The organism is Flectobacillus sp. BAB-3569, assembly GCF_002270355.1.
Lineage (GTDB): Bacteria > Bacteroidota > Bacteroidia > Cytophagales > Spirosomataceae > Flectobacillus > Flectobacillus roseus.
Map to the genome: position 1 here is coordinate 1 of NZ_NJFZ01000032.1, position 14,155 is coordinate 14,155.

9 protein-coding genes and 1 pseudogene are annotated in these 14,155 nt (G+C 38.4%); 5 read left to right on the plus strand and 5 right to left on the minus strand.

Features of this window, described 5'->3' with window-relative positions; all coding sequences use genetic code 11:
* From BWI92_RS27800 to BWI92_RS22905, 3 genes and pseudogenes are all read right to left on the minus strand, one after another.
* Nucleotides 1–252 (minus strand): annotated as a pseudogene (locus BWI92_RS27800) (hypothetical protein); the annotation flags it as partial.
* Between the two features lie 115 nt (nt 253–367).
* A complete protein-coding gene (purL, locus tag BWI92_RS22900; RefSeq protein ID WP_095167192.1) occupies nt 368–4,057 on the minus strand; it encodes a phosphoribosylformylglycinamidine synthase in 3,690 nt (1,229 codons plus the stop codon).
* A 188-nt stretch (nt 4,058–4,245) separates the two neighbouring features.
* A complete protein-coding gene (locus tag BWI92_RS22905; RefSeq protein WP_095167194.1) occupies nt 4,246–5,811 on the minus strand; it encodes an alpha-N-arabinofuranosidase in 1,566 nt (521 codons plus the stop codon).
* 185 nt (nt 5,812–5,996) lie between these two features.
* Between BWI92_RS22905 and BWI92_RS22910 the strand changes: the two genes are divergently transcribed.
* Both BWI92_RS22910 and BWI92_RS22915 read left to right on the plus strand, forming a co-directional pair.
* Nucleotides 5,997–6,893, plus strand: coding sequence for an AraC family transcriptional regulator (locus tag BWI92_RS22910; RefSeq protein WP_095167196.1), 897 nt, complete (start codon nt 5,997–5,999; stop codon nt 6,891–6,893).
* A gap of 192 nt (nt 6,894–7,085) precedes the next feature.
* Nucleotides 7,086–8,285 (plus strand): MFS transporter, encoded by a 1,200-nt coding sequence (locus BWI92_RS22915; RefSeq protein ID WP_095167198.1) that lies wholly within the window; start codon nt 7,086–7,088, stop codon nt 8,283–8,285.
* A 340-nt stretch (nt 8,286–8,625) separates the two neighbouring features.
* Here the strand turns inward: BWI92_RS22915 and BWI92_RS22920 are convergent, their stop codons facing one another.
* A complete protein-coding gene (locus BWI92_RS22920) occupies nt 8,626–10,284 on the minus strand; it encodes an alpha-L-fucosidase (protein ID WP_095167200.1) in 1,659 nt (552 codons plus the stop codon).
* 272 nt (nt 10,285–10,556) lie between these two features.
* On the opposite strand from BWI92_RS22920, the gene BWI92_RS22925 reads away from it, so the two are divergent.
* From BWI92_RS22925 to BWI92_RS22935, 3 genes are all read left to right on the plus strand, one after another.
* Nucleotides 10,557–11,432, plus strand: a complete 876-nt coding sequence (locus BWI92_RS22925; protein ID WP_095167202.1) for an AraC family transcriptional regulator — start codon at nt 10,557–10,559, stop codon at nt 11,430–11,432.
* Between the two features lie 311 nt (nt 11,433–11,743).
* Nucleotides 11,744–12,910, plus strand: coding sequence for a dipeptidase (locus tag BWI92_RS22930; protein ID WP_095167204.1), 1,167 nt, complete (start codon nt 11,744–11,746; stop codon nt 12,908–12,910).
* Between the two features lie 99 nt (nt 12,911–13,009).
* The gene (locus tag BWI92_RS22935; protein WP_229242182.1) at nt 13,010–13,468 is read left to right on the plus strand and encodes an SRPBCC domain-containing protein; all 459 of its coding nucleotides are present in this window, start codon (nt 13,010–13,012) and stop codon (nt 13,466–13,468) included.
* A 61-nt stretch (nt 13,469–13,529) separates the two neighbouring features.
* Here BWI92_RS22935 and BWI92_RS22940 read toward each other — a convergent pair whose 3' ends face one another.
* Nucleotides 13,530–13,979 (minus strand): methylglyoxal synthase, encoded by a 450-nt coding sequence (locus BWI92_RS22940; RefSeq protein ID WP_095167210.1) that lies wholly within the window; start codon nt 13,977–13,979, stop codon nt 13,530–13,532.
* Nucleotides 13,980–14,155 lie beyond the last annotated feature (176 nt).

Here is a 14,155-nt window from a genome sequence, read left to right on the forward strand (position 1 = left end):
CCCAGCGGGAGCATGTGAAAAACCGCAAATATAGCCACCTAACTCACTAAGCAATAAGCCCATAGAGTTGTGTCGATGCAATAAAATGGCAACTATTAAATCGTAAAAAGTACGAACTAAACGCTTATCCAGAACAGAATCTAACGATAACTGGACGTCAGCAAGATAAAGATCAAGTTTATGAAGAAGTAAATGAGAGAGTCTTGACTTACTCGATTTTATGTCATTATTTTGTAGAAATGCTTTATGCATAGAAACCTCCTGTTTGTTTGTGTTTGTCGTAATTCACAAAGTAAACAAGGAGGTTTCTTTTTTAAAAGTCTTCACGAAAAATTCGGGATGACTCATGTTTTTCAATTTAGTATCTCTACTTATTCTTCTCCTCAATCCAAAGTCTCGCATTAATAAATGCTTCTAACCAAGGACTTACTTCGTCGTTTTTGCGGTTGGCTGGGTAGTTTGCCCAGTTCCAAGGGAAGGTCGAACGTTCGATGTGTGGCATAGTTACCAAGTGACGACCTGTTGAGTCGCACATCATGGCGGTGTTGTAATCCGAATCGTTTGGATTAGCAGGATATTCTGCATAACCATATTTACCAACAATGTGATAACGTTCTTCGCCATAAGGCAATACAAACTTACCTTCTCCGTGTGATACCCAAACACCTAAAGTAGTTCCTTCTAAGGTAGAAAGCATTACTGAGTTGTTTTGCTGGATAGTTACTGACGTAAAGATACTTTCGTGCTTATGCGATTTGTTATGGTGCATTTTACCGTGGATATCATGGTCTGGATTGATTAATTCCAATTCCATAAACAACTGACAACCATTACAAATACCTACCGAAAGCGTGTCTTCACGTTCGAAGAATTTCTTGATGGCAGCATTGGCTTTTTCGTTGTACAAAAATGCTCCAGCCCAACCTTTTGCCGAACCTAAAACATCTGAGTTTGAGAAACCACCAACTGCACCAATAAACTGAATATCTTCCAATGTCTCACGACCAGAAATAAGGTCAGTCATGTGAACATCTTTTACATCAAAACCTGCCAAATACATCGCATTTGCCATTTCACGCTCTGAGTTCGAGCCTTTTTCACGGATAATTGCTGCTTTCGGACGAGTTGAAATCGCACGGTGGTCAGTTAATTTTCCTGTGAACTGTGAAGGGAATGTGTAAGTTAAAGGTTGGTTTTTGTAGTTGGTATAGCGGTCTAAAGCCGTTCCGTTTTTCGATTGTTTTGAATCTAAAAGGAATGAAGTTTTGTACCAAACATCTCTTAAATCAGCTACTGAAAAATCAAATGAAGTAGCATTGTTTTTCACTGAAACGGTATCTCCTTCTGCTACTTCTCCAATTTTAACGATTGTAATATTGTTCGCTGCAAAAACTGCCTCAACTGAAGCATCTGCTTGGAATACCAAGGCAATATTTTCGTTGAACAAAGCTTTTACGGTATCGCTTTCGCCTAAACCTGACAAATCGAAGTTGGCGCCAAGGTTTACATCTGCAAAACACATTTCTAATAAAGTCGTAATCAAACCACCGCTACCGATATCGTGACCTGCCTCGATTTTTCCTGCTTTGATTAAATCTTGGAAAGTATCGAACGCCGTTTTGAAGTATGCTGCATCTTGAATCGTTGGAACTTCGTTACCTACTTTGTTCAAAATTTGTGCAAATGAGCTACCGCCTAATTTGAAATGATCTTTTGATAAATTCAAATAGTAAATAGAACCGCCATTGCGTTGTAGCACTGGCTCAACTACTTTATTGATGTCCGAACAATGAGCCCCTGCCGAGATAATTACAGTTCCCGGAGCAATTACTTCATCGTTTGGATATTTTTGTTTCATCGAAAGGGAATCTTTTCCTGTTGGAATATTGATTCCTAATTCAATGGCAAAGTCTGAACAAGCTTTTACGGCTTCGTATAAACGTGCATCTTCGCCTGCGTTTTTACAAGCCCACATCCAGTTAGCTGACAATGAAACCGATTTTAAACCGTCTTTCAATGGTGCAAAAACGATGTTTGACAATGCCTCTGCAATAGCAGTACGTGAGCCCGCTGCTGGGTCTACGATAGCGGCTACTGGCGAATGTCCTACAGAAGTGGCGATACCATCTTTTCCTTTGAAATCTAAGGCCATCACACCTACGTTGTTCAAAGGCAATTGCAATGGACCAGCACATTGTTGTTTGGCAACTCGTCCACCTACGCAACGATCCACTTTGTTGGTCAACCAATCTTTACAAGCTACAGCTTCTAACTGCAATACTTGATTCAAATACGTTGGAATTTCTGTTTCTGAATAGGACAAACCTGCGTAATTACGTGCAATAGTTTTGTCTTCCATCACAATTTTAGGCGAGCTTCCGAACATTTCCGAAATGGCAAAATCCATTGGTTTAGCACCTGTAGATTTTGATTCGAATGTAAAACGGTTGTTACCTGTAATATCTCCCACAGTGTACATTGGCGAGCGTTCGCGCTCTGCTACACGCTGAAGCGTTGCTATATCTTTTTCACCAATCACCAAGCCCATACGTTCTTGTGATTCGTTACCGATGATTTCTTTGGCTGAAAGCGTTGGGTCACCAACTGGTAATTTGTCTAAATCAATCAAACCGCCTGTTTCTTCTACCAATTCCGACAAACAGTTAAGGTGTCCACCTGCACCGTGGTCGTGGATAGAAACGATTGGGTTTTCGTCTGACTCAACTAAGCCTCTAATTGCATTGGCGGCACGTTTTTGCATTTCTGGGTTTGAACGCTGAATCGCATTCAATTCGATACCTGAACCAAATGCACCTGTATCTGCCGAAGAAACGGCTGCTCCACCCATACCAATACGGTAGTTTTCGCCACCTAATACTACTACTTTATCTCCAACCGATGGCTTTTGTTTTTTGGCTTGACTTTCTTTGCCATAACCAATACCACCAGCCAACATGATTACTTTATCGAAACCTAATTTGCGAGCTTCTTCTTCATGTTCAAACGTCAAAACAGAACCTGTAATCAGCGGCTGACCGAATTTGTTACCAAAATCAGAAGCACCATTCGAAGCCTTTATCAAGATATCCATTGGTGTTTGATATAACCAAGCACGCTCGTCCATTCCTTTTTCCCAAGGACGAGATTCTTCCAAGCGAGAATATGAAGTCATATAAACCGCCGTTCCAGCCAAAGGCAAAGAACCTTGTCCACCAGCCAAACGGTCACGAATTTCACCACCTGAACCCGTCGCTGCACCGTTAAATGGCTCAACAGTTGTTGGGAAGTTGTGTGTTTCAGCTTTTACCGAAATAACAGAATCGAATTCTTTTTCGTCGTAGAAGTCTGGTTTGTCAGCAGATTTTGGAGCAAATTGAGTAACGCGAGGACCTTTGATGAAAGCAACGTTGTCTTTATAAGCAGAAACGATATCGTTTGGATTCGTTTCAGAAGTTTTCTTGATGAGCTTGAAAAGAGAGCTTGGTTTTTCTTCTCCGTCGATGATAAACGTACCGTTGAAGATTTTGTGACGACAGTGTTCAGAGTTTACCTGAGAGAAACCAAATACTTCAGAATCTGTCAATTTGCGACCTAATTTTTCTGAAAGACCATTCAAATAGTCGATCTCTTCCTGACTTAGCGCAAGCCCTTCTTGTTTGTTGTAGGCTGCAATATCATCAATTTCGAGAATAGGTTCAGGCTGAATTTTTATCGTGTAAATAGCTTGGTGTAAGCTTGTGTACTTTTGCGATAACATTGGGTCGAAGTCCGTAAAATCTTCGGCTACCTGAGCAAACTCTTCAATACGGATAATTCCCTGAATACCCATGTTTTGGGTAATTTCCACAGCATTGGTACTCCATGGAGTAATCATAGCGGCACGTGGACCTACAAAAACCGCCTCTAACGAAGCATCCTCTTGATTGATGACAGTGAAACGATGGTCTCTTGAACTGTTGAAAAGCCACACTAGTTTTTGAATATCTTCCTCTGCGATGGCAGATTGAGCTTGGACAGCAAAAACATTACCAGAGTGACTTCCGAAGAAATGAATCATGATGATAGCAAATTGATAGTTGATTGTGCCTAATTCGGTAATTTTGAGTCAGAAAAATTACATAAAACAGCCGAATTACTTAAGAAAGTGCAAATTTAGGGTTTTTAAAACTGAATCCCTAAGAAAATCTATAGATTAGGCAATACCGAACGTATTGCCTTTCTGGGTAAAAACAAATACTACATTATTTACCTAAATCTCAAGAGTGTAATAGAAGCAGGAGCTAGGGTGATACTTGAAATACTGTTATCGATCTTTTGATGTTGATAATTTACCACATTCTGAGAAGGTTTTTCAAGCGTATTGGCTGCCGTATATGAGGTAGCTGTAAGCTCATGTTTCTCAAATATTTTCAAGCTTTTGGCTACAGGGAAATCAATTTCCGTCTCTACAGCCACCGTTGGATGACGGTTTACAACAGCGAGCGTTAGAGTTTTGGTGTCTTCATCATAACTGGCAGCAGTATCTAAAATGCCAAGATTTTCTGCGCCCAATTGTTCCAAGGCTGGACTTTCGACTTCGGTGACAATACTTGTTCCTTTACAATATTTACGATAAAGTTCGAGTGGATAGAAAACTGTTTGACAGATAGACTCCTTATCATTGGTCATTATTGGCGCTAGCACATTGACGGTCTGAGCCCAAGTTGCCATGCCCACAATGTCTGCTTGACGTTGGAATATATTCAGAAAGCCTGCAACCCCTAAGGCATGAAACCACTGATACGTTACTTCAAGATTGTAAGCACCTTTTCCTTCATTTTCCCAGATTCCCCATTCGTCCAAGGCAATTTTTAAGGGTTTTTTACGGGCCGGAAAACGATACCAACGATTAAAATTCTCTACTTTTTCAGGTGCTAGTTCATGAATTTGCTTTTTTGTAGCTACGATTTCTTTTTCGAATGTATCAATATGCGCAAAGAGTGAAGCAGGTTGACCTTTCTTGGAATTGGCATAATAATGCAAGGAGATATAATCGGCAATAGGATGGAGTTCTTTGATAAGCGTTTCGTTCCATTTGGTATCACCGCCCGCCAAAACTAGCGAAATGTTAGGGTCTTGTAACTTCATAAGTTTGGCGTATTGCCAAGCTATTTCTACATATTTATTAGGGTCTTGTAAACGACCCGTATCAGGAACGGCGCTTTCTTCATTGCCTAATCCCCAATATTTTACCTTGTGAGCTTGAGGATAACCATGTTTTTTGCGTAGGCTAGCAAAGGAGGTATTTCCCGCACCATTACAGTATTCGACCCAGTTGGAGGCTTCTTCTGGTGTACCTGTATTCATATTGACCACCAAAAATGGGTCGGTTTTGAGCAAACGACAATAATCGATAAACTCATTGGTACCAAATTGATTGCTTTCTTCACCACCCCAAATGAGGTTTGGTCGAACGGGACGTAAGTTTTTGGGACCGATACCGTCTTGCCAGTGGTATATTTTGGTAACAGTACCTCCTGGAAATCTCAACAAAGGCGTTTGAAGTCTTTTGATTTTTTCCAACACATCTTTTCTGACTTGATTAGTTTTGGCATCAACCACTCCACCAGTAATGGCTCGACCGAGATATTCGATGAATTGTCCGTAGATTTCAGGTTCTATTTTACCGATTGGCTTTTCAAAATTGACATGAACTTTGGCTTTAACGGTTTTAGCAAAAGACACTCTTTGATACAAAGAGGACGGAAGCAAGCTTGCCAAGGCTAAACTGCTGGATTGACGCAAAAAGGTACGACGGTTGGGAGATTGCATAAATGTTTAAATAGAAAATGAGTGAATACCATAAAATAGTGTATTCCTGTTACTAGAAACAAACTATATAAAATTAAAGATTAAATTTTAAAGAACTGTTAGTAATAGGGAACTTGTTCTTGAAAAAATACATTTTGTGAAAATAAGTATTCTAAAAGATGGTTTGAATTTTATAATTTAGTGATATGAAAGTAACAGAGAATTTACAAGAGTTTTATCAGAGACTAGAGATTCAACCAAGAGAATCTATTAGTCAAAATGCGCCTCATATCAATGTTTTTGAAAGAGGAGATTGTAAAAATCTTTTACCTTATTCACGTCGAGATTATTATAAAGTAACACTTGTAATAGGAGAGGGTCGTGTAGAATATGCAGACAAAACGATCTATATCGACAAGCCTGCTTTGCTTTTTAGTAACCCAACTTTACCCTATTATTGGCAATCTGTTTCGGATTTGCAGAAAGGTTGGTTCTGTATTTTTAATGAAGCCTTTATTCATCAACGAGATAATTTGTTGACAGAGCTACCTATGTTTCAAATGAATACCGATAAAGTTTATTTTTTAGATGAAAAAAGTGTTGACGAAATATCGGATTTGTTTCAAAAAATGAAATGCGAAAGTTTGGGTAACTATGCTTATAAACAGGATATTATGCGAAATTATTTGCATTTGATAGTGCATTATGCCTTAAAGTCCTTTAACCAATCGCAACAGGAAGTTCCTGTCAATGCTAATGCTCGTATTACTCAGCAATTTTTTGATGTATTGGAAAGCCAATTTCCAATTGATTCCATGCAAAATCAATTGCAGTTGACCACCGCCAAAGACTTTGCTGATAAATTGAATTTGCATGTCAACCATTTGAATCGTGCGGTCAAAACAATTACGGGAAAAACTACCACCGAGCATATTGCTCACAGAATTGTGCTTGAGGCAAATCAATTATTAACTTATACCGATTGGGCTATTGCCGAAATTGCCTATTGCTTAGGATTTGAATATCCTGCTTACTTTAATAATTTTTACAGAAAAGCTACAGGGAACAAACCAAAAGAGTTAAGAAAACTAGAACTTGTTTGAATTTTATAATTTCTTGTTTGAATCTTCTTTTGTAGCCTTCTTTTTGTCCTATAATTTTGAATTAAAATTAGTAGTGAACAGTGATAAGGCACTTAGGCACAAAGTGAAAAGTTCTGTTTATTGGAAAAGCGCTTAGTAAATAATCACTTCATACACTTTGTGCCTGTTTACTTTGTCCCTTAAAATAAGATCATGAAAGCAGTTCAGGAAAAAAATAGATTTATTGCTACTTTGTTAGCATTTGCGGTAATACCAATGTCGGGTTTGGCAACGGATATTTACTTGCCTTCGATGCCATATATGGCAAAATATTTTGGTCAAGCAGAAAACAGCATACAGCTCACTTTATCCCTCTATTTGGGGAGCTATGCCATTGCCCAGTTTTTTGTAGGAAGTATTCTCGATGCCTTCGGACGATATAAACTGTCGACTATCTCTCTTTTTTTATTTATGGTTTCTTTTTGGATAACTGCCATAAGTACAGATATATACATGATTTATGCGATGCGTGTGATACAGGGAATTCTCTCAGCTTTTGCGATTGTGGCCAAGCGAGCTTTTTTTGTGGATGTGTATGAGGGCGAAGAAAGAAGACAATACTTGAGCCTCATGACCATTGTTTGGTCGGCTGGTCCGATTGTGGCACCGTTTATTGGGGGGTATTTGCAAGAACATTTTGGCTGGCAGTCTAATTTTTACTTATTGGCGGTATATAGTGGTGTGGTATGTGTATTAGAGTTTTTGTTTTCGGGCGAAACTATTCGTAAAAAGACTGCCTTTAATGCGGGTAATCTGTTGCGTAATTTTAAGGAAATGATTACAACTCCTGATTTCTTTTTGGGCTTATTGATTGTAGGACTTAGCTATGGAATGATATTTTTGTTCAATCTGAGTGCGCCGTTTATCATTGAGCATCAGATGGGATATACGCCTGTGACCGTTGGATATGCTTCCTTAATTATGGGGATAGCATGGATGTTGGGTGGATTTTTGGGACGCACTTTAATGAATAAACCCTTTTTACCCAAAATACAATTGGCAAGTTTGGTGCAAACCACCTTGATTTTGGCCATGTATATTTCTTCTCAGTGGCTTCAAAACCTTTACACTCTGCTTGGATTTGCCTTTTTTATTCATTTGGCGGCTGGTTTTACTTTTAACAACTACTTTACGTATTGTCTGAGTCGTTTCCCTAAAATTGCAGGTGTTTCAGGTGGATTTACGGGAGGTGTTGCCTTTATTCTTACTTCAGGATTGAGTTATACTGTGGTAAATATGTTACATCCTGCCACTCAGCCAGATTTGGCTTTAGGATATTTTTCAATGGGTGCTTTTGTGATGTTATTGCTCACGACAGTGAGAATCGGGAAATTGCATCCATCGGTTTCATAACTTCACTTAATCGAAAAAAGAGTCATTTACAACTTAGTGATTGAGTAATGACTCATTTTTAGGTGAAATTTTTAATACATAAGTAGGAAGATATTATTAGTTATTATTCTGATTACTGGGCAAAATGTGAAAGTGTGATTCAGGTGTTTGGACTTTTTCACTGAATTTTGTAAAAACAGTTTCAAACTGTTAAAAAATGAGTCCAAGACTAAGTCTTGAACTAGTATTTTCAATTTTGTCCGGTAACCAGACCTCAGATAAACCATTAACTAAAACTTCCTTTTACTTTCATTAACAAAGAGGATTATAATTCGTTGTCTTAAGATTGAATTTCTATTTACTAAGAAATTTTCAAAACATTGGCGTAACTATCAACTAGCTTGTTTTCAGGGAATTGGATGTGTAATCCATCTGAATGTCTTTCGAAATTCAAAGGTTGATTTTGATTCCCCAAAAACTCCACCTTATTGATAGTTTGGGAATGTAAAGGGCTATTTTGAGCCAAACTCTTGATAAGCACTTTGCCATTCGAAGGCCAATCCATTACTGTGGCAAAAAGCGTATTTCCCAAAGTATTAAAGCGAATATCTTCTGAAGTATATTTTGTTTTACCTTCGTTGAAACCTTGTGCATTTAGCTTGGCTTCGTTCTGAGTAGAAGGACCTTCTCCATAGATTTTCCATGGTCTTGTGCCATAGATGCTTCCACTATTTACGGCCATCCAACGACCGATTTCTTCTACAATTTTACGTTCTTTTTCATCAATACTTCCATCGCCACGAACGGGTACATTGAGCAAATAATTCCCATTTTTACTAACAATATCTACCAGCGCATGAATGACAGATTTGGCTGATTTGTAGCCATCTCTATTATAAACACCACGGTCATAATGCCAACTTCCGATACAAGTATCCGTCTGCCAAACAAAAGGTTGAATATCGCTAGCTTGTCCACGTTCGATGTCCCAGACCATGGCTTTTCGTTCGTTTTCATCCAAAATTTTGCCATTAATGACGGCTCTTAACTCTCCGTGACGCTTGATACTCATGTTGTAATGATGGGCTGCAATTCGCAATCCTGCATCGCTGATTGGCCAAAATGGAAGTTTGGTATCATCAAAATACAGCAAATCGGGTTCGTATTTGTTGATAAGGTCGATAGTTCGATTTACGAATTTCTCAATGTATTCTTTGGATGGTCTGCTTGCCCCATTTTCCCATTCCCACTGTTTGTGAATAGCGCCATTCTGAAGACTATTCTCGCTTAGCTCATGGTTTTGGGCATAGAGTTCTTGAGGATCTAGACCTTCCCACCATTTTCCTTTTCCGTCAGATTTACGCAGTTTGCCGTCGTAAGGAACTCCCGCCAATGCCCCATTTTTATCGCTTCGTTGAGCAGACTCATACCATCGCCAAGCATGACTTGCGTGGATACTTACCCCAAAAGGAAGATTGTTGGCTTTGGCAGCTTTTGCCCAGCCTGCGATAATATCTTTTTTAGGGCCAATTTTCGTTGAGTTCCAGTTTTTCTGATATTTACTATCGTACATATCAAAGTTGTCATGGTGGTTTGCCATACCGATAAAGTATTTTGCTCCAGTATTTTTATAAAGCGTGACCAACTCATCTGGATTCCATTTTTCGGCTTTCCATTCATGAATAATATCTTTGAACCCAAACTTAGACGGGTGCCCAAATTTTTCTACATGGTATTTATATTGCCAATCTCCTTCTTGATACATCCCTCTAGCATACCAGTCGCCTGCTTCTGCCTGACATTGAGGTCCCCAATGCGCCCACATACCAAACTTCGCATCCTGAAACCACTTCGGTACTTGATATTGCTCTAAAGAAGCCCAATCGGGCGTAAATTTTCCCTTAGCGATTGCCTCTTCAAGTATGGTGTGCTCAGACTGCTTTTTCGCAAGTAATTGTTGTGCCAAGCCCAAACTTGGAATACCTAAGCCAATTTGTTTAAGGAGCGTTCTTCTTTTCATAATTCTCAGAATTAGAGTGAAATGGAATTAACAAAATTAGACTTTACCCTTGTGTTGTTTTTATAGAAATCAGCAATTTTATTATACAAATCAGATATTTTGTGTATTCAGGATATTCTTTATCTGTCTTTTCATCATAGAAAAGGTTATGAAAAATCTTTATTTAGTATAGTTTAATGACCTATATTACCTTTTTTATTGGGTGTTATACTATTTTTTATGTATGGTAGTTTTCTTGCTAAATTATACTAATCAGACTTTGGGCTTTTGAGATGAGAAATATTGCTAGAAATCAGTTGTTTTCTCTTTTACACGTCGACTACGTAAAGTTGGGGTCGAAATGGAATTATAAAACCGTGGTGAGTCCCTATTATCGCTTGTACTATATAGATGATGGCCATGGAAAAATTACAAGTACACAAGGGTCTATAGATTTAGAGGCAGGTTTCTTGTACCTGATTCCGAGTTTTACGGTTTGTGATTTGATTTGTGAGCAGTATTTGAGTCAATATTTTGTCCAATTTTTCGAAGAATTAGGGAGTGGATTATCACTTTTTTTTAATCAACGAAAAGTATTGAAGGTAAAAGCTCATGAGATAGATATTGTCAATTTTAAACGTCTCATTGCCATTAATCCCGGAAGAGGAATCAATCGATCAGACAATCCTGAGGTTTATGAGAAAGATATTTATTATAAAGAATACCAAGAGCTTAATCTTCAACAATCTCTCTCTTGTCAGTTCGAGACTCAAGGAATATTGTTTCAGCTTATGGCGAGATTTTTGGCAGAGGAAAATTTTTCTCCACAGGTCGAATCCTTAATTCCTTCCAAAATCATGGATTCTATCAATTATATTCAATTGAATATGTCCGAAAAACTTTCTGTGAAGATGCTGGCATTACGTGCCAACATGCATGTAGATTATTTTTCAAGACTTTTTCTTCAAACCATGGGTGTGCGACCAATGGCTTATATTTTGGACAAACGGATAGAGAGAGCGCAGTATTTGATGATTACTCGAGATATGACTCTCGAAGAAATTGCTACACAAACAGGTTTTGAAAATGTGCCATATTTTTCTAAAGTTTTTAAATCTATCACAGGCATCACGCCAGGAAAGTACAAAAACCGTCAAAGGAATGTTTGATTAAATTCATGCTTGGAGCTTTCAGCTATTGGCTTTCGGTAAAATATTTCCTATGAATTCAATGAGGCTTTTTTACTAAATGCTAGGGTTTCTAGCCTAAAGGATATCAATTAAATTGAATGTGCTCATTTTTTATCTCGATTTATAACGCGTTGATGGAGTAAGAGGTTATATACGTCGAAAAAAGTTATAATCACACCAAAGCATCTTTACAATCGCACAACATTCTGGTCTAATGGTCTGTCAATATTAATGAGTTCGGTCAATAATAACGCGAGCTATTTTACCAACAATCAATTCATAAACTGATCATGAAAGAAACCCGAAACGATTTTACAAGAAGACATTTTTTGACTGCTATCTCTGGTATGGGAGGTATCATGTTACTCAAATCTTTTCATTCATTTGCCCTAGATGAAACCGACCCTCGTATAGTCGCTATCATAAAGAAAACCATTGCGATAGATACACACAATCACATTGATGTTCCGCTCAAAAAAGAGGAGTTGCCAGGTCCTGCGGTAGAGCTAAAAGCAGAAATGAAAAAATCGGGACTTTCTGCCATTTGTATGACTTTTGCGGTTGATTACCAAAAGCTCACTTATGAAGGAGAAGCTTATGAGCGTTTTATGAATGGCTTGGATGCCATGGATAAAATACTGGAAAACAATCAAATCAAGCGATCATACAATCTGGTAGACCTAAAAAAGGCTCATAAATCGGGTACTCCAACGGTAATTCAATCGGTAGAGGGAGGGCACTTTTTAGAAGGAAAAATAGAGCGTTTAGAAATTGCTTATCAACGTGGCTTGAGACAATTAGGGCTTTTACACGACAATGATGCCTCGGTGCCTTTGGGAGATATCTATACTAATCCTCCCAAATTTAATGGATTATCAGATTTTGGAAAAGGAGTGGTCAAAGAATGTAATAGACTCGGAATTTTGATTGATTTAACGCATTGCAGCGACGCCGCTATCAACGATGCTCTCAAAATTTCGAGCAAACCTGTGGTAGTTTCCCATACAAGTTTGAATACACAATTGGGGCAGAATCCAAATATGGCTAAAATGATGATGCCTCGTTTGATAAGCAAGGAACAAGCCAAAATCGTAGCGGATGCAGGTGGCTTAATCGGAGTTTGGCGACATTTGACCGACTCTCCATCAATGTATGCACAAAATATTAAAGCAATGGTGGAGGTTGTTGGGGTAGATCATGTGTGTTTGGGAACAGACACCAAATTGACGCCAGCTTACCGTTCTCCAAATGCAAACCAGAATCGTCCGAACAATGCCAATCAGCCAAAACGATTTGGCGAACGCACCAATGAAATATGGGAATCTCAGCATTCGGGGTATTTCTATACCGTTGTGGAAGAATTACTAAAACTAGGTTTAACCGAACCCGAAATTATCAAAATCGGTGGAGCAAATTTTTGTAAAGTTTTTGATTTAGCAACCAAAGGACATAACTAGTATCAAAGCTCAAAGAATAGCGATAAAGTAATATATTACTTTGGTATTCGTCAAATTTCGGCTATTTTTAGCTACGATAATGCTAAACCCTTTATGAAAATGAATACTACTAGTATCAAAGAGCTTCGAACTATAACTACCTTCGATGCTCCGATTGAATTACTTTGGAAAGTCTGGACTGAGCCGAAACATATAGTCAACTGGTGGGGACCTGCTGGTTTTACCTCTACCATTCAGGTGATGGATGTTCAAGAGGAGGGCGAATGGAGACTGACCATGCATGGGCCAGATGGGAAAAATTATCCCAATCGAAGTATCTATTTAGAAATCATTCCTTATCATAAAATCGTTTTTGAACATTTTAATCCTCATTTTACAACAACCGTGTTTTTTGAGGAAAAAGGAGACGAAACCCAAGTAGATTGGTCAATGTTGTTTGATACTTCTGAAATGTACGATATTGTGGTAAAAGCACACAAGGCAGATGAAGGTCAAAAACAAAATATCGAGCGTCTGGCGCGTTATTTGAAAGTGCTCTTAGGAAGTTCCTTGAATTGAGAAGATATTATTGATTCGAAAAAGGCTGCAATGTTCATCGCAGCCTTTTTCGAATAAGGTACTAAACTTTTCTATTCAAATATCCCGAATAATCAGTTTGTACTGACTCGTAGGTTTCAGCTATAAGGTTGGAAGTCAAGATAAAATCGGCGGTAGCACGATTACATGCCATTGGAATATTCCAAACTACACCCAAGCGTAAAAGTGCTTTAATATCTGGATCGTGAGGTTGTGAAGCCATTGGATCCCAAAAGAAAATTAGCACATCCACTTTGCCTTCAGCCACCAATGCACCAATTTGCTGGTCGCCGCCGAGTGGACCACTCAAAAATTTCTTGACAGGTCGATCTATAGCTTCTTCAATTAATTTCCCTGTTGTACCTGTCGCAAAGAGCTCATGACGCGACAAAACTCCTCTATTGTAATATACCCAATCGATTAGTTCAGCTTTCTTGTTGTCGTGTGCAATCAGCGCAATACGTTTGCGTGTGGCAATGGTTCTTTCAGACATAATTGTAAAAAAGGATTGTTTTAAGGTCAGAATTTTATGCCTTAAATATAGATGAAATTGCTTGAAGTTTCGTGAAAAATAATGGCGTAAGCCGAATATTTAAAAGGGCATAAATTATTCCAAAGACTTAAAAACTCCATTTACTCAAAAATTACTGCAAAAACATGAACAAGCTT

Bases quoted from the DNA above. Each gene is read 5' to 3' on its own strand.
- purL (WP_095167192.1), bottom strand. From the start codon at position 4,057: ATGATTCATTTCTTCGGAAGTCACTCTGGTAATGTTTTTGCTGTCCAA.
- BWI92_RS22905 (WP_095167194.1), bottom strand. From the start codon at position 5,811: ATGCAATCTCCCAACCGTCGTACCTTTTTGCGTCAATCCAGCAGTTTA.
- BWI92_RS22910 (WP_095167196.1), top strand. From the start codon at position 5,997: ATGAAAGTAACAGAGAATTTACAAGAGTTTTATCAGAGACTAGAGATT.
- BWI92_RS22915 (WP_095167198.1), top strand. From the start codon at position 7,086: ATGAAAGCAGTTCAGGAAAAAAATAGATTTATTGCTACTTTGTTAGCA.
- BWI92_RS22920 (WP_095167200.1), bottom strand. From the start codon at position 10,284: ATGAAAAGAAGAACGCTCCTTAAACAAATTGGCTTAGGTATTCCAAGT.
- BWI92_RS22925 (WP_095167202.1), top strand. From the start codon at position 10,557: ATGAGAAATATTGCTAGAAATCAGTTGTTTTCTCTTTTACACGTCGAC.
- BWI92_RS22930 (WP_095167204.1), top strand. From the start codon at position 11,744: ATGAAAGAAACCCGAAACGATTTTACAAGAAGACATTTTTTGACTGCT.
- BWI92_RS22935 (WP_229242182.1), top strand. From the start codon at position 13,010: ATGAATACTACTAGTATCAAAGAGCTTCGAACTATAACTACCTTCGAT.
- BWI92_RS22940 (WP_095167210.1), bottom strand. From the start codon at position 13,979: ATGTCTGAAAGAACCATTGCCACACGCAAACGTATTGCGCTGATTGCA.